At 60.7% G+C, this 19285-nt stretch carries 18 protein-coding genes; 8 read left to right on the forward strand and 10 right to left on the reverse strand.

All coding sequences use genetic code 11. From position 1 onward, the window contains the following. Positions 1–3 precede the first annotated feature (3 nt). The 6 genes from gyrA to dnaA all read right to left on the reverse strand — a co-directional run bounded on the left by gyrA (position 4) and on the right by dnaA (position 9498). Positions 4–2589: a DNA gyrase subunit A gene (gene gyrA, locus IWX77_RS02525; protein ID WP_297413058.1), complete on the reverse strand. Its 2586-nt coding sequence runs from the start codon at positions 2587–2589 to the stop codon at positions 4–6. Positions 2590–2626: 37 nt separating this feature from the next. Further along, complete coding sequence (gene gyrB / locus IWX77_RS02530) at positions 2627–4645, reverse strand: DNA topoisomerase (ATP-hydrolyzing) subunit B (protein ID WP_196842926.1); 2019 nt, start codon at positions 4643–4645, stop codon at positions 2627–2629. A 121-nt stretch (positions 4646–4766) separates the two neighbouring features. Then, positions 4767–5306, reverse strand: a complete 540-nt coding sequence (locus IWX77_RS02535; protein WP_196842927.1) for a DUF721 domain-containing protein — start codon at positions 5304–5306, stop codon at positions 4767–4769. Beyond that, entirely contained in the window at positions 5299–6468 is a 1170-nt protein-coding gene (recF, locus tag IWX77_RS02540) for a DNA replication/repair protein RecF (protein WP_196842928.1), read from the reverse strand. The genes IWX77_RS02535 and recF overlap by 8 nt, the downstream gene beginning before the upstream one ends. A 5-nt stretch (positions 6469–6473) precedes the next feature. Then, complete coding sequence (dnaN, locus tag IWX77_RS02545; protein ID WP_196842929.1) at positions 6474–7622, reverse strand: DNA polymerase III subunit beta; 1149 nt, start codon at positions 7620–7622, stop codon at positions 6474–6476. A 457-nt stretch (positions 7623–8079) separates the two neighbouring features. Next, positions 8080–9498, reverse strand: coding sequence for a chromosomal replication initiator protein DnaA (dnaA, locus tag IWX77_RS02550; protein ID WP_196842930.1), 1419 nt, complete (start codon positions 9496–9498; stop codon positions 8080–8082). A gap of 457 nt (positions 9499–9955) precedes the next feature. Between dnaA and rpmH the strand changes: the two genes are divergently transcribed. The 8 genes from rpmH to IWX77_RS02590 all read left to right on the forward strand — a co-directional run bounded on the left by rpmH (position 9956) and on the right by IWX77_RS02590 (position 15149). Beyond that, on the forward strand, positions 9956–10093 hold the full coding sequence (rpmH, locus tag IWX77_RS02555) for a 50S ribosomal protein L34 (protein WP_010204566.1): 138 nt from the start codon (positions 9956–9958) through the stop codon (positions 10091–10093). A 23-nt stretch (positions 10094–10116) separates the two neighbouring features. Beyond that, positions 10117–10509, forward strand: a complete 393-nt coding sequence (rnpA, locus tag IWX77_RS02560; protein WP_196842931.1) for a ribonuclease P protein component — start codon at positions 10117–10119, stop codon at positions 10507–10509. Further along, entirely contained in the window at positions 10506–10817 is a 312-nt protein-coding gene (yidD, locus tag IWX77_RS02565) for a membrane protein insertion efficiency factor YidD (RefSeq protein ID WP_196842932.1), read from the forward strand. The genes rnpA and yidD overlap by 4 nt, the downstream gene beginning before the upstream one ends. Before the next feature lie 8 nt (positions 10818–10825). Further along, positions 10826–11800 carry a membrane protein insertase YidC gene (gene yidC / locus IWX77_RS02570; protein WP_196842933.1) on the forward strand — a complete coding sequence of 325 codons (975 nt, stop codon included), beginning with the start codon at positions 10826–10828 and terminating at the stop codon, positions 11798–11800. A 95-nt stretch (positions 11801–11895) separates the two neighbouring features. Next, positions 11896–12465 (forward strand): R3H domain-containing nucleic acid-binding protein, encoded by a 570-nt coding sequence (locus IWX77_RS02575; protein WP_196843064.1) that lies wholly within the window; start codon positions 11896–11898, stop codon positions 12463–12465. 11 nt (positions 12466–12476) lie between these two features. Beyond that, positions 12477–13187, forward strand: a complete 711-nt coding sequence (rsmG, locus tag IWX77_RS02580) for a 16S rRNA (guanine(527)-N(7))-methyltransferase RsmG (RefSeq protein WP_196842934.1) — start codon at positions 12477–12479, stop codon at positions 13185–13187. 76 nt (positions 13188–13263) lie between these two features. Then, positions 13264–14199, forward strand: a complete 936-nt coding sequence (locus IWX77_RS02585; protein ID WP_196842935.1) for a ParA family protein — start codon at positions 13264–13266, stop codon at positions 14197–14199. After that, entirely contained in the window at positions 14199–15149 is a 951-nt protein-coding gene (locus tag IWX77_RS02590) for a ParB/RepB/Spo0J family partition protein (protein WP_196842936.1), read from the forward strand. The genes IWX77_RS02585 and IWX77_RS02590 overlap by 1 nt, the downstream gene beginning before the upstream one ends. 356 nt (positions 15150–15505) lie before the next feature. Here IWX77_RS02590 and IWX77_RS02595 read toward each other — a convergent pair whose 3' ends face one another. From IWX77_RS02595 to trxB, 4 genes are all read right to left on the reverse strand, one after another. Then, entirely contained in the window at positions 15506–16462 is a 957-nt protein-coding gene (locus IWX77_RS02595; protein WP_196842937.1) for a D-alanine--D-alanine ligase family protein, read from the reverse strand. Positions 16463–16504: 42 nt separating this feature from the next. Next, on the reverse strand, positions 16505–17848 hold the full coding sequence (locus IWX77_RS02600; RefSeq protein ID WP_442784430.1) for an aminotransferase-like domain-containing protein: 1344 nt from the start codon (positions 17846–17848) through the stop codon (positions 16505–16507). A 109-nt stretch (positions 17849–17957) separates the two neighbouring features. Further along, positions 17958–18281, reverse strand: a complete 324-nt coding sequence (trxA, locus tag IWX77_RS02605; RefSeq protein ID WP_092110604.1) for a thioredoxin — start codon at positions 18279–18281, stop codon at positions 17958–17960. A 10-nt stretch (positions 18282–18291) separates the two neighbouring features. After that, positions 18292–19263, reverse strand: coding sequence for a thioredoxin-disulfide reductase (gene trxB, locus IWX77_RS02610; protein WP_196842939.1), 972 nt, complete (start codon positions 19261–19263; stop codon positions 18292–18294). Between the last annotated feature and the right edge of the window lie 22 nt (positions 19264–19285).

The following is a 19285-nucleotide window of genomic DNA, read 5'->3' on the forward strand; positions in this document are numbered from 1 at the left end:
ACTCTACTTTCCTGAATCAGCGTTCGGAACAGCGCCCTCTGCAGCACTGGTGTCGGCGGCACCAACCGGTGCATCGATATCCGTTACACCCTCTTCGTCGGTGGCGACCAGATTACGTTCGATATTTTTCGCGATGGAAATGATTCTGTCTTCATCCGCAAACTTAGCGAACACAACGCCCATCGTGTCCCGACCCTTGGCCGGAACCTCAGAGACGTCAGAGCGTACCACCTTGCCGCTGGCAAGAACCACAAGGACCTCGTCCTCGGGGTTCACAATCAACGAGCCGACCAAATCGCCGCGGTCGTCGTTGAGTTTGGCTACTTTGATGCCCAGACCGCCCCGATTCTGCAGCCGGTACTGGTCAGCGGCGGTGCGCTTGGCGTAACCGCCCTCGGTGACCACGAACACAAATCCGTCGTCATTGATAACGGATGCGTCGAGCAGGGTGTCGTCGCCGCGGAAGTGCATTCCGATCACGCCGGAGGTGCTGCGACCCATCGGGCGTAAGGCTTCGTCGGTGGCGGTGAAGCGAATGGACATGCCCTTGCGGGAGACCAGCAGCAGATCGGAATCATCTTCGACCAGCAGTGCGGAGACGAGTTCGTCGCCCTCGCGCAGCTTGATGGCGATGATGCCACCGGTACGGTTGGTGTCGTATTCGCGGAGCGCGGTCTTCTTGATCAGGCCGTCGCGGGTGGCGAGGGTCAGATACTGGGCCACCTCGTAGTCGCGAATATCGAGAATCTGCGCGATTTCTTCACCCGGCTGCAGGGCGAGCAGGTTAGCGACGTGCTGGCCCTTCGCGTCACGGCCGGATTCCTGCGCCTCGTACGCCTTGGCCCGGTAGACCCGGCCGGTGTTGGTAAAGAACAGCAGCCAGTGGTGCGTCGTGGTCACGAAGAAGTGTTCGACCACGTCGTCTGCTCGCAGCTGGGCCCCCTTGACGCCCTTGCCGCCGCGGTGCTGGTTGCGGTAGTTGTCGCTGCGGGTGCGCTTGATGTAGCCGCCGCGAGTGACAGTGACCACCATCTCCTCTTCGGGAATAAGGTCTTCGATTGACATATCGCCGTCGAAACCGAACATGATCTCGGTGCGGCGGTCGTCGCCGAACTTCGCAGTGATCTCGGCGAGTTCGTCGCTGATGATCGTGCGCTGACGTTCGGGGCTGGCCAGAATCGACTTGAATTCCGCGATCTGCAGTTCCAGTTCGGCGGCCTGGTCGATGATCTTCTGACGCTCGAGTGCGGCGAGGCGACGCAGTTGCATGGTGAGAATGGCGTCGGCCTGCAGTTTGTCCACGTCGAGCAGGGCCATGAGGCCTTCGCGGGCGTCGTCGACGGTGTTGGACCGACGGATGAGCGCGATCACTTCATCGAGGGCGTCGAGCGCCTTGAGATAGCCGCGCAGAATGTGGGCATCCGCTTCGGCCTTGTTCAGTCGAAACTGGGTGCGCCGAACGATGACCTCGATCTGGTGCGCGACCCAGGCAGAGATGAAGCCGTCGAGGGCGAGCGTGCGGGGCACGCCGTCGACGATGGCGAGCATGTTCGCGCCAAAGTTCTCTTGCAGCTGGGTGTGCTTGTAGAGGTTGTTCAGCACGACCTTGGCGACGGCATCGCGCTTGAGCACGATCACGAGGCGCTGGCCGGTGCGACCACTGGTCTCATCGCGGATGTCCGCGATGCCGGCAATCTTGGCGTCCTTGACCAGGTCGGCGATCTTGATGGCGAGGTTGTCGGGGTTCACCTGGTAGGGGAGCTCGGTGATGACGAGACAGGTGCGGCCCTGAATCTCTTCGATGCTGACGACGGCCCGCATCGTGATGGAGCCTCGGCCGGTACGGTAGGCATCCTGAATGCCCTTGATGCCCAGAATTTGCGCTCCGGTGGGAAAGTCGGGTCCCTTGATGCGAACAATGAGCGCATCGAGCAGTTCGTCACGGGTCGCGTCGGGGTTTTCGAGGTACCACTGGGCGCCCGCAGCTACCTCACGCAGATTGTGCGGCGGAATATTGGTGGCCATGCCGACAGCGATACCAACCGAGCCGTTGACCAGTAAGTTCGGAAAACGGGCCGGCAGCACCGTCGGCTCGAGGGTGCGACCGTCATAGTTGTCCTGAAAATCGACGGTATCCTCGTCGATGTCGCGCACCATTTCGAGGGCGAGCGGGGCCATCTTCGTTTCGGTGTATCGCGGGGCGGCAGCACCGTCGTTGCCGGGAGAACCGAAGTTACCCTGGCCGAGGGCGAGCGGATACCGCAGGCTCCACGGCTGCACGAGACGCACGAGCGCGTCATAGATCGAGGAGTCACCGTGCGGGTGGAACTGACCCATCACGTCACCGACGACGCGGGCACACTTGGAGAATGCCTTGTCTGGCCGGTAGCCTCCGTCGAACATGGCGTAGATCACGCGACGGTGCACCGGCTTCATGCCGTCACGCACGTCGGGCAGCGCGCGACCGACAATCACGCTCATCGCGTAGTCGAGGTAGGAGCGTTGCATCTCCAGCTGCAGATCGACCTGGTCGATTTTGCCGTGCTGTACGAGGTGGGCTGCCGCAGCAGCCGCATTCTCGGCCGCCACTTCGGGGTTGACCCCGTCGGACTTGCCCGTGGTGTCGTCAGATGTCAAGGAAACGCACGTCCTTCGCGTTTTTCTGGATGAAGTTGCGTCGTGATTCGACGTCTTCACCCATCAGGGTGGAGAAGATTTCGTCGGCGGATGCCGCGTCGTCCAGGGTGACCTGCAGCAGGGTACGGGATTCGGGGGCCATGGTGGTTTCCCACAGCTCCTTGTAGTCCATCTCGCCGAGGCCCTTGTAGCGCTGGATCCCGTTGTCTTTCGGAATTCGTTTGCCAGCGGTGGCACCATCGGCGAGGAGCGCGTCCCGCTCGGCGTCGGAGTACACGTACTGGTGCGGCGAGTTGGTCCATTTAAGCCGGTACAGCGGCGGCTGGGCCAGGTACACATAGCCGAGATCGATCAGCGGGCGCATGTATCGGAACAGGAGGGTCAGCAACAGTGTCGTGATGTGCTGGCCGTCGACATCGGCGTCGGCCATCAAAACGATCTTGTGGTACCGAACCTTGTCGGGGTTGAACTCTTCGCCAATGCCAGCGCCGAAAGCCGTGATCATGGCCTGCACCTCGTTGTTACCGAGGGCACGGTCGAGCCGTGCTTTCTCGACATTGAGGATCTTGCCGCGTAGGGGCAGAATCGCCTGGGTTTCGGGGTTACGGCCCTGCACGGCAGAGCCGCCGGCCGAGTCGCCCTCTACGATGAAGATTTCGGAGATCGAGGGGTCTTTGCTCTGGCAATCCTTGAGTTTGCCGGGCATGCCGCCACCCTCGAGAAGTCCCTTGCGGCGCGCGGTTTCGCGGGCTTTACGGGCTGCCATGCGGGCGTTCGAGGCCTGCAGGGACTTGCGGATGATTTCGCGGGCCGGGTTCGGGTTGCGGTTGAACCAGTCGGTGAGCTGGTCGTTGGCGACCTTCTGCACGAATGACTTCGCTTCGGTGTTGCCGAGCTTGGTCTTGGTCTGGCCTTCGAACTGCGGTTCAGCGAGTTTGATCGATACGACCGCGGTCAGTCCCTCGCGCACGTCGTCGCCAGTGAGGTTGTCATCCTTCTCTTTCAGGATGCCTTTCTCGCGGGCATACTTGTTCACGAGCGTGGTCAGCGCGGCCCGAAAACCCTCTTCATGAGTGCCACCCTCGTGCGTATTGATCGTATTCGCGTAGGTGTGCACACTCTCGGTGTATGCTGTGGTCCACTGCATGGCGACTTCGAGCGCCATTTTGCGTTCGTTGTCTTCCCACTCGAACGAGATAATCTCATCGTTGACCAGGTCGGTCTTCTTGGCGCGGTTCAGGTATTCGACGTAGTCGACGAGCCCCTGGTCGTATTTGAAGGTGTTGCTGACGGCTTTGCCCTCGTCGGTGCGTTTGGCTTCACGCTCGTCGGTGAGGGTGAGGCGCAGTCCTTTATTGAGAAAACCCATCTGCTGAAAGCGCGCGCGCAGCGTTTCGTAGTCGAATTCGATCGTCTCGAACGTTTCCGCACTCGGCCAGAAGGTGATGGTCGTGCCGGTTTCATCGTTCGCTTCGCCCTGTTCCAGGGGGGCGTTTGGAACACCGTTGGCGAAACTCTGCCGCCAAATAGAACCCTGCCGGCGAACCTCGACCTCGAGGCGACTGGACAGGGCGTTGACGACGGAACTTCCCACGCCGTGGAGCCCACCGGAGACGGAATAGCCGCCACCGCCGAATTTACCGCCGGCGTGCAGCACGGTCAGGACTACCTCAACGGTCGACCGTCCCTCAGCCTTGTGAATGTCGACCGGAATTCCCCGGCCGTTGTCTTCGACGCGTATCGCGCCGTCGGCAAGAATACGAATGTCGATGGTGTCGCAGTGCCCCGCGAGAGCCTCGTCGACGGAGTTGTCGACGATCTCGTAGACGAGGTGATGCAGTCCGCGAGGTCCAGTGGACCCGATGTACATACCGGGTCGTTTGCGAACGGCTTCCAGGCCTTCAAGCACCTGGATATCGTCGGCACCGTACTCGTGCTCCGTCTCCCGCTCCGCCTCGTTTGAGGATATATCTGGTGACGTGCGCTCGGGCGTCGGTTCAACTGTCATCTGAAATTAGGCTCCTGACCATCGCACGGGCGACCCTTTAGTCTACCAAACGGGGGGAGACGAACCGGCCATAATCGCCGTTTGACGCGTTTTGTTCACGGGGTTGACCTAAATTGTTGGGTTACCCGTAGGTATCGCGTGGACCCCGCCCTGGGATTGATCTAGGACCCTTTTTCCAGGATGGAGCGTTGGGCCCTTGGAAACGAATCGATTGGATGCCCGCGTCTGGGTAGCGATTCGCGATGTGTTCCATGATGACGTTGCGCATTAGACGCAACTGGGTGGCCCAGGCGGTGGACTCACAGTGCACGGTGAGCACACCGTCATCGATGCCGGCCGGTGTTGAATGGTTGGCGGTTTCGTCTCCGGCTAACTCCGCCCAGGACGAGAGAAGTTCTGACTGGGCCAGTGGCGAATTCCAGCCGAGCTGCGTGGTGAGCGAGTTGATGGTGTCGCCGAGACGTCGCGGGTCGCGCCCGCTGCCGAACGGAACACTGGAGCCGGCGACCGGCGCAATCCGCTTGCGGCCGCGCGAACGTCGTGCGTTTGGATCGCCAAAAATGCTCTTAAACCGCAGGTAGACCCGGGCCGCTTCGCTGGTATTGGATTCCAGCGGATCATACGCCTCGGTTGTTTCACGTGGAACATTTTCGTCAGCCATCAACGACCGCTCCAGCGTGAATGTGAATCGTGTGCGCGACGAGCGCCCGCGGAACATCTTCGAGTACGGCGGCCGTAATTAAGACCTGCTCGAACGACCCAATCGCAGCGGCCAACCGGGTTCGACGGTCCAGATCCAGTTCGGCAAACACATCGTCAAGAATCAACACCGGGTCACCACTGGCCGAATCCTGCCGTAAAAGCTGAGCGGATGCGAGTTTCAGCGCCAGCGCGAATGACCAGGATTCCCCGTGGCTGGCATAGCCCTTGGCCGGTAAGGCATTGAGCATGAAGACCAGGTCATCCCGGTGCGGGCCGGCCAGGGTGATACCCCGTTCCAACTCACGTTTGCGCAGCCCGGCGAGGGCCGTGCGAAAAATCTCAGTGGTAGCTGACTCCACCGAGTCGGTCGCGACGGTGGCCGCGATGGCACCGTCCACGCCGAGATCGGTGTCCTCGTCGGCACCGAGAATGCTCAGGCTCGCCACCAGCACCGGTCCGTGATCCTCATTCACCACGGCCCGATAGGCCGCGCGGAGCGGTTCACCGAGCAACGAAACGAGCTTGGCGCGTTCGTCGATGATCTCCGAGCCGAACTCCACCAGTCGTTCGTCCCAGATATCGAGTGTTGAGAGCTGGTTGCCACGCGCTCCGGAGGCACGAGCTGACTTCAGCAGGGTATTGCGCTGTTTGAGCACCCGGTCATAATCGCTCAGAACGGCGGCGAGCCGCGGGCTGCGTAGGACCAGCAGTTGATCGAGAAACTTGCGGCGGCCCGAGGGATCGCCGCGCACCAGAGAAAGGTCCTCCGGCGCGAATACCACGCTGGAGAAATAACGGGGAAGATCGCGGGTTTTGATAACGGATCTATTGACCTGTGCCCGGTTCTGCCCGGTGCGGTTCAGCTGTACCTCGGTGAGGATGTCCCGGCCGTTGTACTCGAGCCGGGCTCGAATGATTCCGGCCCCCTGGCCGGCCCGAATCATGGCCTTGTCGTTGGAAACTCGATGCGAACCGAGCGTACTGAGAAAACCGAGCGCCTCGACCAGGTTGGTCTTGCCCTGACCATTACGTCCGACGATGAGGTTCGGACCCGGAACGAACCCGACTTCGGCGTTCGCATAGTTACGAAAGTCGGTCAGTGAGAGGTGGGTAACCCGCACCAGCGTTAGCGCAGCAGCAGGTTGGGCTGAAGCAGGTACTTGTAGCTGTCCACTCCGGCCTGCTCGCGCGACGTCTGGCTCGTGATCAAAACCGGCCCTGGCTTGTTCGGGTTTTCCGTTTTCGTGAACGAGATGCGCACGAATTCGGAGTGCACAGCGCTCAGCCCGTCGAGCAGAAATTGCGGCTTCAGTGAGACGACGGTCTCGGTGCCGGAGAGAATGGCATCGATGGTTTCCGAAGCCTGTGCCTGCTCGGAACCAACCGCTTCAAGGGTGACCCCGTCGGTGGTAAAGGTGAAACGGAGGGCAGCTTCTCGTTCCAGCACGAGCTGCACGCGCCGGGTGGCTTCGATCAGATCGGCTGTATTCATCACCGCGTAGTTGTCGACGGTGGCGGGGAACAAACGGCGAACCGGGGGAAAATTACCCTTAATCAGCAGCGAGGTGACGGTCTTTTTGTTGGCGGTGAACGCGATGAGTTCACGGTCCTCGCTGTTGGTGATCGACACGGAGATCGTTCCGCTGTGACCGAATGTCTTGCCGACTTCCTGCAGGGTACGAGCCGGCACGAGCGCTGTAATCGTGCCCTCGGCGGTGGTGCTCCCCGGATCCCAATCGATTTCCCGAACCGCGACGCGGTAGCGGTCAGTGGCGACCAGGCTCAGGCTGTTTTCCGTGACCGCAAGCTGTACGCCGGTAATGACGGGCGTGACGTCATCCCGCGACGCGGCGACGGCGACCTGAGCGACAGCGGCGGCGAATTCCTCGGCCGGCACGAGCCCGGATTGGGTGCTGACCTGGGGAATGCTTGGATATTCCTCAACCGGCATAGACAGCAGGGTGAAGCTCGCGGATCCACAGCTGACCTTGATTCGTGAATTTTCGGTGGAAAAACGTACCGGAGCGTTCGGCAGGCGGCTGGCAATTTCAGCGAGCAAACGGCCGGAGACCAGAACTCTGCCGACCTCTTCGACTTCCGCCACAATCTCGGTTTGAGCGGAGACCTCATAGTCGAATGACGACAGGATCAAGCCCGTGGCGGTGGCTTCTATGAGCACACCACTGAGGATCGGGAGGGTCGTGCGTTGGGGCAGAAGCTTGACCGCGAAGGAAACGGCTTCGCTGAAGACATCCCGATGTGCCTGAAATCTCACGATGTCATTCCTTAGCGTTTGCAGCGGATGGGTGGGCCTCAATGCTAGCTGTCTTCACCGGTCGGTTCGGTACCGGGCCGAGGTGAGGGCCCTGGCACTCGAGGTTGTCGGTTGGATCCAGTTAGAGAATTCTTGTTAATCTTCTTAACCGTTGTGGAATCTGTGGATAACTCTGTGAAAACCGCCCCTGCATTGGGAACTACACGTTTGTAAGTTGTGGGTGAGTTGTGCAAATTTGTCAATCGTCGGAGCGGGGCGAACCCGGTGCAATGGCACGTTTCTACAGGCGGGCGCCGAGTTTCTACAGAGACGGTGACGTTGTGTGAGTTAATTCCACAGGGTTATCCACAGGTGTGAAAACTGAAAAAATTTTGAACCCTCCGGATTGAACCACGGCAAATTGGCCCGAAAATTCCGCAGGAATCACGAATTCTGCTGCTGCCGTGCGTGCTGGGTCTTACTTGTAGCGGTGGTCCTGCTTGATGCGGTTGGTCAATTCGGTGACCTGGTTGTAGATGGAGCGTCGCTCCTTCATGAGCTCACTGATCTTCTTATTGGCATACATAACGGTCGTATGATCGCGGTTACCGAACAATTGGCCAATCTTGGGCAGAGACAGGTTGGTGAGTTCGCGGCACAGATACATGGCGATCTGCCTGGCCGTGGCGATTGCTTGTGAGCGACTGGAGCCGTAAAGATCATCGACGGACAGCTTGAAGTAATTGGCCGTGTTGGTGATGATATCGACGGGCGCGATGACATTGTCCTCATCGAGGGTGATGAGATCTTTGAGTACCGTCTGTACCAGGTCCATGTCGACGGGCGTCCGATTCAGGCTCGCGAACGCGGTGACCCGAATCAAGGTTCCCTCCAGCTCGCGAATGTTGGATGAGACCTTCGACGCCATGAACTCAAGAATGTCGTGCGGCACCTGCAGCTTTTCGCTCTGGGCCTTCTTGCGCAGAATCGCGATGCGAGTCTCGAGGTCGGGGGCCTGGACATCCGTGATCAGGCCCCACTCGAAGCGGCTGCGCATGCGGTCTTCGAAGCCGGTGAGGTGTTTGGGTGGCAGGTCACTCGTGATGACTACCTGCTTGTTGTGGTCGTGCAGTGTATTGAAGGTGTGAAAGAAGGCCTCCTGCGTTTCCGCTTTGTTCTGCAGAAACTGGATGTCGTCGATCATCAGAATGTCGATATTTCGATAGCGCGCCTGAAAGGCCGAGCCGCGGTTGTTCGCGATGGAGTTGATGAAGTCATTGGTGAACTCTTCGGAGCTGACATAACGTACCCGAATGCCCGGGTACAGGCTCATGGCGTAGTGACCGATCGCGTGCAGGAGGTGGGTTTTCCCCAGCCCCGAGGATCCATAGATGAACAGCGGGTTGTAAGCCTTGGCTGGCGCTTCGGCCACGGCCACGGCGGCCGCATGAGCGAATCGGTTGGACTGCCCGATCACGAAGTTATCAAAACTGTATTTGGGATTGAGCCGGGTTTCGTGGGGCTGAGCCGGAACTACCCCCTCGAACACCGATTGCGGTGGGGCCGGTGTGATCACGTCGGGTGGGGTCAGCGTTTGTTGCACCGGACGCAACGACTCCTGCTCAAGCTCGGGATTTACAACCACATAGAAGGTCGACACCGCGGTGGCCTCATCGAGCTGGCCCATCGCGGTGAGCAGGGGAACCCGCATCCGCTGATTGAGCATGCTGGCCGTGAACTCGTTGGGAACCTCGAGGTAGAAGGTGCCGGCGGCGATACCTTTCGGTTCGACCAGACTGAGAAACCCGTAGAGCATGGGCGTGATCGTGGCGTCGGATTCCAACGTGGTCAGAACGGACCGCCAGGTCTGGGCTATCGGCGCTTCAACGTCTGCCATGGTTCCTACACTCTCTGTATTTCAGATTCTCACTGTTCAACCGCAGTGGCCGGTCGCGCGGTACCGGTGTCGAACACCGACTCACTTTCATGCGTGGGCCCGCCCCGGGGGGGGCGAGTATCGAGGGTCATCGTTAAAGTTATCCACCGCTTGTGTATAAAATCGACCGAATTCTCAGGTTGATGACACCAACCTGTGGATAACTTGTCTTCACGGTAGTCAATCCCACTCAGCGGGGCGAATTCAGTCCTGGCGTCGCCTTCTCCGTTTGGTACCTGCGTTGGAGTCATTATTGTGGAGAATCACCCGATTCGGGGCCTGAGTTTGACCAGACGTGGCCAAGGCCGTAGTTTTAATCAGTTGACCCCATCCCGCGGGCTTCCATCTTCTATGCGCGCTGCTGTTCTGGCCGAGGGGAACTTGGCCAGCGGTGATTCAAATACGTGGAGATTGAACTATGAGCAAGAGAACCTTCCAGCCGAACAACCGTCGTCGCGCCAAGGTGCACGGCTTCCGTCTGCGCATGCGCACCCGTGCGGGCCGAGCCATCCTCGGTGCTCGTCGTCGCAAGGGTCGCACCGAACTCTCCGCGTAGGTTCTCGTGGTCGCCAGGTTCTCGTGCTCGCTCACGTAAATCGCATCACGAGCGGCAGTGATTATCAAGGCGTTGTTCGGCGCGGTGTGCGGATCGTTGGTCCGCATACCGTTCTTTATGTTCGAAAGAGCGAGGCCCGAACGAATGCTGATCTGACTGTGGACACCGTTGGTGCTCCGGTTCGTTTCGGCTTCATTGTCGCAAAGAATGTGGGTGACGCCGTGCGGCGCAATCTCGTTCGCCGCCGCCTGAAGGCGGTTACGTTCGAACTGCTTTCCCTGGTGCCACCAGGAACGGATGTCATCGTCCGCGCTTTGCCGGCGGCGCGCGATGCCGCGTGGCAGACACTGCGCGATGAAGTTCAACGTTCTCTCTCTCGCCCGCATTTGGTACGGAAGGGCAGTGCCGGCCGATGAACCCGATACTCGCGACGATTATCCTGGTACCCCGCAACGTGGGTGTGGTGATTCTTCGTGTGTACCGCGCCGTGATTTCTCCGCTGTACGGAGACGTGTGCCGGTTCTACCCGTCTTGTTCGGCCTATGCACTGGGGGCCGTTCAGGAACACGGACTAACGTGGGGCTGCGTCCTTGCTGCCCGCAGACTGAGTCATTGTCATCCGTGGTCTGAAGGCGGCATTGATGATGTACCTCTTGCAAGCAGGCGTCGCTACCTCGTGACGTCGTTCGGTTTTGTCGTCGCACCTAGCCACGGAAAGGGCTAACCCACAGTATGGACCTCATAGGTACGATCCTCTGGCCTCTGAAATGGGTGGTCGAGCTGCTGCTCGTGGCCTTCCACTGGCTCTTTTCCAACTTGGGAATGGGTTACAACGATGGACTCACCTGGGTTCTGTCGATCGTTGGTCTGGTCATTGTGGTGCGCGCCGCCCTGATTCCCATCTTCGTGCGGCAGATCAAGAGCCAACGCAGGATGCTGGAGGTTGCCCCGCAACTCAAAAAGATCCAGGACAAGTACAAGGGTAAGAAAGATCAGTTCTCGCGTGAGGCGATGTCCCGCGAGACCATGGCGATGTACAAGAAGACGGGTACCAACCCGCTGAGTTCATGCCTGCCACTGTTGCTGCAGATGCCCATCTTCTTCGCCCTGTTCTCGGTGCTCAACGACGCCCAGCGCTCCAAGGCCGGCGTGGGACCACTGAACAGCGACCTCGCGATCAGCTTCGGTAACGCCACCCTGTTTGGTGAGGCGCCGCTGCACGACACCTTCGCCTCACAGTGGTCGCTCTGGACCGCTGGTCAGCCATTCAACGTGACCGTCATGATCATCGCCGCCACCATGGTCGTGCTGATGACCGCGTCGCAGTTCATCACGCAGCTGCAGATCGTCTCCAAAAACATGTCGCCGGAGACCAAGGCGAGCCCTATGTTCAAGCAGCAGCGCATCATGCTCTACCTGCTCCCCCTCGTCTTCGCCTTCTCCGGGGTCGCGTTTCCGCTCGGCGTCATGTTCTACTGGCTCACGTCAAACTTCTGGACCATGATTCAGCAGTTCCTGGTGATTCGAAACATGCCAACGCCCGGCAGTGAGGCCGCCAAGGCTCGCGAGGAGCGCATGGCCCGTAAGGGCAAACTCATCGCCACTGATGGTGACATCATTGTGGTGGACGAGCCGGCCAAGCCTGCACAGCGTCAGCAGCCGGTCGGTAAGGCTCGCGCCAAGAAGCAGACCGGCCCGAAAAAGTAGTGGAGATCACCGTGACGGATAAGACCGGCCTCACCGAGGTAAGCACCGAGGTAAGCACCCAGGTAAGCACCGAGGTACCCACTGCAGTGCCGACCGTGCCACGCCCCGTCGACGCCGATACCGCGAGCACCACTGCTGTTCCGAGAACGGATGCCTCCCCCGCCGCCCCCGGGACGGGTCGCGTCGCCGAGGCTCCCCTCACGACCGACCAGCTCGAGCGTGAAGGCGACATCGCCGCGGACTACATCGAAGAATTTCTCGATATCTGCGACCTCGACGGCGATATCGACATCGATTCGCGCAACGGTCGCGCGTACCTCTCGGTCAAGGCATCGGACGCCGACAACCTGCGTGCACTCTCCAAGCCGGAAACGGTGAATGCCCTGCAGGAGCTGACGCGCCTCGCCGTGCAGAACAAGACGGGTTCATTCTCGCGCCTGATCCTCGATATCGGCGGATCGCGCGAGGCGCGCGAAGCGGAACTGGCCGCCCTCGTGGCGCGCGCGATTGAGCGGATAGCAGCCGGCGCCGCCGAAGCCGACCTGCCCGCCATGTCTTCCTACGAGCGCAAGCTCGTACACGACATCGTCGCTGCCAGCGACGGTTACCAGTCCGAGTCCTCCGGCGAGGGTCGCGACCGTCACACCGTCATCACCGCAGCGTAGTCTCGTCGGTTATGTCGCAATCCGGCGTACCCGCCTCGAACGTGCCTGAGCCCACGTCGGTCGAGATTGTCACGGAAGTCAAGGTCGCGACCGAGCCGGTCGAGCTAGAAATTGAGCCGGCCACCGCGGCCGTCCTTTTCGGTCCCCAGATCGCTGCCATTCGTACTTTTACCAACAATTTAGCTGATCAGGGCGAAATACTGGGCCTGATTGGCCCACTGGAACTCCCCCGGCTCTGGTCCCGTCATATTCTCAACTGCGCCATCGTGGCACCACTTCTACGTCCCGGCCTCGTTGGCGACGTTGGTTCTGGAGCCGGCCTGCCCGGCCTGGTGCTAGCCATTGCTCGGCCCGATGTGAACTTCGTGCTGATCGAACCCATGGAACGCCGGGTGGCCTGGTTGAACGACCAGGTTGTTGCGCTGAACCTCACCAACGTGAGCGTGGTGCGGGCGCGTGCTGAAGAGGCGCACCTCGCGCATCCGTTGGATCAGGTCACCGCCCGCGCGGTGAGTGCGTTCCGTAAGCTCATTCCTTTGACGGCGCCCCTGCTGCGCTCCGGCGGTGAGCTCATTCTAATGAAGGGTGAGGGTGCGCAGCGTGAGATCGAGGCCGCGGCCAAGCCCATTCGCAACTATCGCTTGCGCGATGTTGAGGTCATAACCCTCGGCGCGGGCGTGCTGAACGAGGTAACCCGAGTCATCCGGGCTACAGTGGAGTAGTCCCGAATGTCACCGGGTATGGTGTTCGGGGGTCCCTTTCGGGTGGCTCATCAACCGTCGATCGTAAAGGTTTCACGTGAAACATCCTGCTGAAAATCAGCGCGTAGGCAAGGCGGCAGGGTTTGACGGTACAACGCCGCTCGCCCGCGAAATCGCTGAGCTGACTCGTCGCCGCCAGGTTATAGCGGCCGGCGATTTACCCAAGCCCGAGAAGACCCGGGTCTTGACGATCTCCAACCAAAAGGGCGGGGTCGGTAAAACCACCACCGCCGTCAACCTTGCCGCTGCCCTCGCCCGTCAAGGAGCGCGCGTTCTGGTCATTGACCTCGACCCGCAGGGTAACGCCTCAACCGCCCTCGGTGTTGAGCACCGGGCTGAGACGCCGAGCGTCTACGACGTCATCATCAATGACATGCCCATGGATGAAGTCGTGCAGAAGAGCCCCGAATTCGGTGCCTTGTTCTGCGTACCGGCGACGATTCACCTGGCCGGTGCCGAGATTGAGCTCGTGTCGCTGGTGGCGCGCGAACAGCGCCTGCGCCGCGCCCTCGATCTCTATTTGGCCGAAATGGCCGAGCCCTACGATTACGTCTTCATTGATTGTCCGCCGTCGCTCGGACTGCTGACCATCAACGCCTTTGTCGCTGCGCGCGAGGTTCTCATTCCCATTCAGTGTGAGTACTACGCGCTGGAGGGGCTGAGTCAGCTGCTCAAGAACATCGCTCTAATCGAGAAACACCTCAATCCTGACCTCGTGGTGTCGACGATTCTGTTGACCATGTTTGACAGCCGTACCAATTTGGCGACCCAGGTTGCCAGGGAGGTTCGCGATCACTTTCCTCAAGAGGTCTTAAACACGGCGATTCCGCGTTCTGTGCGCGTTTCTGAGGCCCCCAGCTACGGTCAGAGCGTCGTTAGTTACGACCTCAACTCCGCAGGATCGCTCTCATACCTCGAAGCAGCCGCAGAAATGGCCCATCGTGGGGCACCCCGAACAGGAGAACAGCAGTAATGGCGAAAAGAACCGGTCTCGGCCGCGGTATCGGCGCACTCATTCCGGTGCAGGAGGACTCCTCGGCTCCCCGCCCGGTCGACGTCTTCTTTCCGCGCGGTGCGCCAATCGAAGCGGATGCCTCCCCCGACCTTGTGCCCGTACCCGGCGCCCGCCTGGCTCACCTGAATCCGCAGGACATCGTTCCCAACCGCGCACAGCCCCGCACTATTTTCGACGAGGATGATCTCGCCGAACTCGTGCACAGCATTCGTGAAGTTGGGGTGCTGCAACCCATTGTTGTACGGCCATTACTCGATGAGCCCGGCAAATTCGAACTCGTCATGGGCGAGCGTCGCCTGCGAGCGACCAGGGAGGTCGGGCTCGACACCATTCCGGCGGTAGTGCGCGAAACCGCCGACGTCGATATGCTGCGCGACGCTCTGCTGGAGAACCTGCATCGCGCCCAGTTGAACCCGCTCGAAGAAGCATCCGCTTATCAGCAGCTGCTCGCTGACTTCGGCATCACCCAAGAGGAACTCGCGACCCGGATCGGTCGGTCGCGTCCCCAGATCACCAACACGCTACGTCTGCTCAAACTGCCGGAACCGGTGCAGCTGCGCGTTGCGGCGGGCGTTCTTTCGGCCGGACACGCGCGCGCGATCCTGTCGGTGGGTGATTTGGCTGGCATGTTGCGCCTGGCAGATAAGATCGTGGACGAGGATCTGTCCGTGCGAGCGGCTGAGGCCGTGGCAACGGCGGTTCCCAAACCCGTTATGGCAAAGCCGCTTCCCGGACGACGCCAGGGGCATCTCGATGAGATCGCGGAACACCTCGGTGACCGTCTCGATACTCGTGTGAAAATTAGTCTTGGCGCTCGAAAAGGCCAGATCACAGTGGATTTTGCAACAATCGGCGACTTGAATCGTATCCTCGGTGTTCTTGGTGAACCGGGCTTCAGCGCGTCCTGACCGGCGCGTGTTGCGCCAGTGTTTCACGTGAAACATTACTTCGGTTGTTGATCTCGACGAAGCTTTCGTGCGTCTGCGGTCTCACTGAACCCCGACAATGTCGCGTTGCCGCATGTTTCACGTGAAACGTCACTTGGTTGGTCCCGAATCTCGCGACCGCACTGTCTATTTCGTAGCTGTAACTGTAGCTGCAGCGGTCGTCTCGTTCGCCGTGATCAGCGGTGTGCGTGCACGTGTTTCACGTGAAACATTGCCTGGTTGGAGGTAATCGTCGAGATCGTCGTGCGAGTGTGATCTTGATACGCTCAACCAGCGGCGTGAGACCGGATGTTTCACGTGAAACGGTACCGGTGAGACTACTGGGTGGTGCGGGCGTGGGCAGCCAGGGCGGAATAGGTAGCACCGAGGGTCTGGTCGGCGGCCTCGATGGCCTGGGGTACGAGGGATGTCTCGGTGAGCCCGGGAAGTACATTGGCTTCAAGGAACCAGGGGGTGCCGGCGGTGTCAACGATGAGGTCAATACGGCTCAGGTGGCGCAGGTCGAGGAGGGTGTGAATGGCGACCGCGGTGCTGGAGACGGCCTCTGAGACGTCCTGGTCGAGGCGCGCGGGCGTGTAAAAGTCGGTTTCTCCGGCGTTGTAACGCGCCTCGAAGCTGTAGACGCCATCGACGGGCACGATTTCAACAATGGGCAGGGCGGTCGCACCAGCGCCGATGTCAATGACGGCGACCGTGACCTCGGTGCCATCGATGTGGGCCTCCACGAGGGCGGTAGTGGCGTAGGTGTAAGCGTCAACCATGGCGCGTGGCAGGTCGGCGGGGGTGCGCACGATCGTGACGCCCTGCGAGGAGCCGCCCTGGGCCGGTTTAACGACGAGGGGCAGCCCAATCGCGTTGATCAGGTGTTCGAGCACGCTCGTGGCGCCGAGGTCCCGAAATGTCTCGGTGGAGAGGGCAATGGCGGGGGGAGTGGCGTAGCCCGCCCGGAATGCGAGCTCTTTGGCGGTGGCTTTGTTCCAGGCCAGCGCGGCGGCGGGACCGCGTGAGCCAAGAAATGGGATGCCGGTCGTCTCGAGCAGGGACAGCAGTGCGCCATCTTCTCCGGTGGCACCGTGCAGTGTAGGCCAGATCAGGTCGGGGGCCCGCTCGGTCAGGGTCGTGAGGAGGTTTGCGCCGGGATCGAGCACGGTGACGGTGTGGCCCTCGTTGGTGAGGGCATCCGCCACCCGACGCCCTGAGCGCAGCGAAACATCGCGTTCATGGGAGATTCCGCCGGCAAGAATAACAATGTTGAGGGGGGTGAATTTGCTCATGATCAGGTTTTTTCCTAAGTGGTGGTGGATTAGGAGGCGAGTCTAGGAGATATTGGCCGGTGGGCCAGCGTAACGCTGGTTCTTGGCGCCAAGGCGGTCCGGTGCGGCGCCGAGTGAGCCCGTACCGGCGAAGGTGTCGAGCAAATCGAGTTCACCCTGAATCACCGTGGCAAGACGACGGATACCGACTCGAATGTTGTCGGGGTTGGGGTAGCAGAAGGCGAGGCGCATGTTCTGGCGCCCGCCACCATCGGCGTAGAACGCCGTTCCCGGCGTATACGCGACGAGCTCCTTCACCGCACGGGGAAGCATGGCCTTGGAATCGAGCCGTTCGGGCAGTGTTACCCAGAGGTAGAATCCGCCGGTGGGATTGGTCTTGGTGAGGCCCGGCAGGTATTCATCCAGTGCGGCGAGCATGGCGTTCTTACGCTCGTGATAGACGCCGCGGAAGGTGTTGATCTGTCCCTTCCAGTCGGCGGTAGAGAGGTATTCCGAAATGACCATCTGGGTGAAGGAGCTGGGGGAGAGCACAGCAGCCTCGTTGGCCAGCACGAGTTTCTCACGGATGGCATGGGGGGCAAGCGCCCAGCCGACCCGAAAACCAGGGGCGAGGGTTTTGGAAAACGTGCCGAGGTAGACGACGCCGCCCGCCTCGAGCGAGCGGATGGCATCCGGTGCCGGCGTGTCGAAGTAGAGCAGGCCGTAGGGATTGTCCTCGAGAACGAGAATATTGTTCGAGCGGCAGATTTCGAGAATCTCCAGGCGGCGTTCCCAGCTGAGAGTGACGCCAGCGGGGTTATGAAAACTTGGGATCGTGTAGAGAAATTTAATGGTGCGACCGGCGGCTTTGAGGGCAGCGATGTGCTCGATCAGTGCGGTTGGGATCAGGCCGTTCTCGTCCATCGGCACATGGTCGACCTCGGCCTGGTACGACTTGAAGATCACCATGGCGGTGACGTAGCTCGGGCCTTCGGATATCACGACGTCGCCAGGGTTCAGGAAAAGTTTGCTCACCAGGTCGAGGGCGTGCTGGGAGCCGGTTGTGACGACGATGTCGTCGGCATTGGCTTTGATTCCCTCCAACGCCATAACGTCGAGAATCTGCTCACGCAGCACGGGAAACCCCTGACCAGAGCCATATTGTAGGGCAGTTGTGCCTTTTTCGCGCATGACGCGATCCATGGCGTTGATGACGAGGTCCTGCGGCAGGGCGGCGACGTACGGCATGCCGCCGGCGAGGGAGACCACTTCGGGGCGTGAGGCCACGGCGAAGAGCGCGCGCACCTCAGAGGCCTTGAGTCCCGCGGCTCGTTCGGCGTAGTGGTGGTACCACGGGTCGAGGTTGTTACCAGCCTGAGTGGAACCAGCCTGAGTGGAACCCTGAATTGTCACGTCGCGTCCGTTCTACTGTCGTCTTCATCGTATGGGGTGTGGAACCGGGTACGAGAAAACCCGCCCGGTCGGTGACGGGCGGGTTTTCTCGGGTGAGAGCTGGTCAGACCAGGTAGTCGGCCAGGTCTTTTTCGAGCTGCGGCTTTGGCTTGGCGCCGATGACGGTCTTGACGACCTCGCCCTTCTGGAAGACCTTCATCGCGGGGATGGAGGTGATCTGGTACTTGGCGGCCAGAGCGGGGTGCTCATCGACGTTGAGCTTGACGATGTCGAGCTTGTCGGCGTTCTCGGCCGCGATCTGGTCGAGAATCGGGCTGACGGCGCGGCAGGGGCCGCACCACTCGGCCCAGAAGTCCACCAGTACGGTCTTCTCGTTGTTGATGACTTCCTGATCGAAGTTGGCTTCCGTAACGGATCGTGCGGTCATGTGGTGCTCCTTAGTTGACTGGTACGAGTTCGGTGTCGCCGGCCTGGGCCAGCAAGGCGGAGGGAAGGATACTGAGGAAATGCTCGGCGTCGAGTGCGGCCGCGCAGCCGGAGCCGGCCGCGGTGATGGCCTGACGGTAGCTCGAGTCGATCACGTCGCCGGCGGCGAAGACACCCGCCTGGCTGGTGAGGCTTGACCTTCCCGCCACGGCGATTGTGCCCTCGGGGGTGAGGTCGAGCTGGTGGTGCACGAGGTGGGTGCGCGGGTCGTTGCCGATCGCCACAAACACGCCGCCGACAGCAAGGCTGCTCTCGGTACCCGAGACGGTGTCGCGCAGGGTGAGACCATCGACAGCGTCGGCGCCGGTAATGCCGACGACCTCGGAGTTCCAGATGAAGTCGATCTTGTCGTTCGCGAAGGCACGTTCCTGCATGATCTTGGAGGCGCGCAGCTCGCCCTTGCGGTGGATGACGTGCACCTTGGACGCAAACCGGGTGAGGAACGTGGCTTCTTCCATCGCGGAGTCGCCGCCGCCGATGACGGCGATTTCCTTGCCCTTGAAGAAGAAACCGTCGCAGGTGGCACACCAGGAGACACCACGACCGGACAAGCGTTCTTCGTCGCTGAGACCGAGTTTGCGGTACGCCGAACCGGCGGCGAAGATCACAGTGAGGGCCTGCTCCACGTCACCGTTGCCGAGGGTCACCGTCTTGATGGGGCCCGACAGGTCCACCGACTCGACATCGTCGTAGACCACCTCGGTGCCGAAGCGCTCGGCCTGCTCCTGCATCTTGGTCATCAAATCGGGTCCCTGAACGCCCTCCGGAAAACCGGGAAAGTTTTCGACGTCGGTCGTATTCATCAATTCACCGCCGGCCTCTACCGAACTGGCGATAACCAACGGCTTGAGGTTGGCTCGGGCGGCATAGATCGCCGCGGTGTAGCCAGCCGGTCCGGAACCGATGATGATGATCTGACGCACGCGCACACTCCTTGCAGTGGTG

The organism is Cryobacterium sp. CAN_C2 (assembly GCF_015751745.1).
Taxonomy (GTDB): domain Bacteria; phylum Actinomycetota; class Actinomycetes; order Actinomycetales; family Microbacteriaceae; genus Cryobacterium.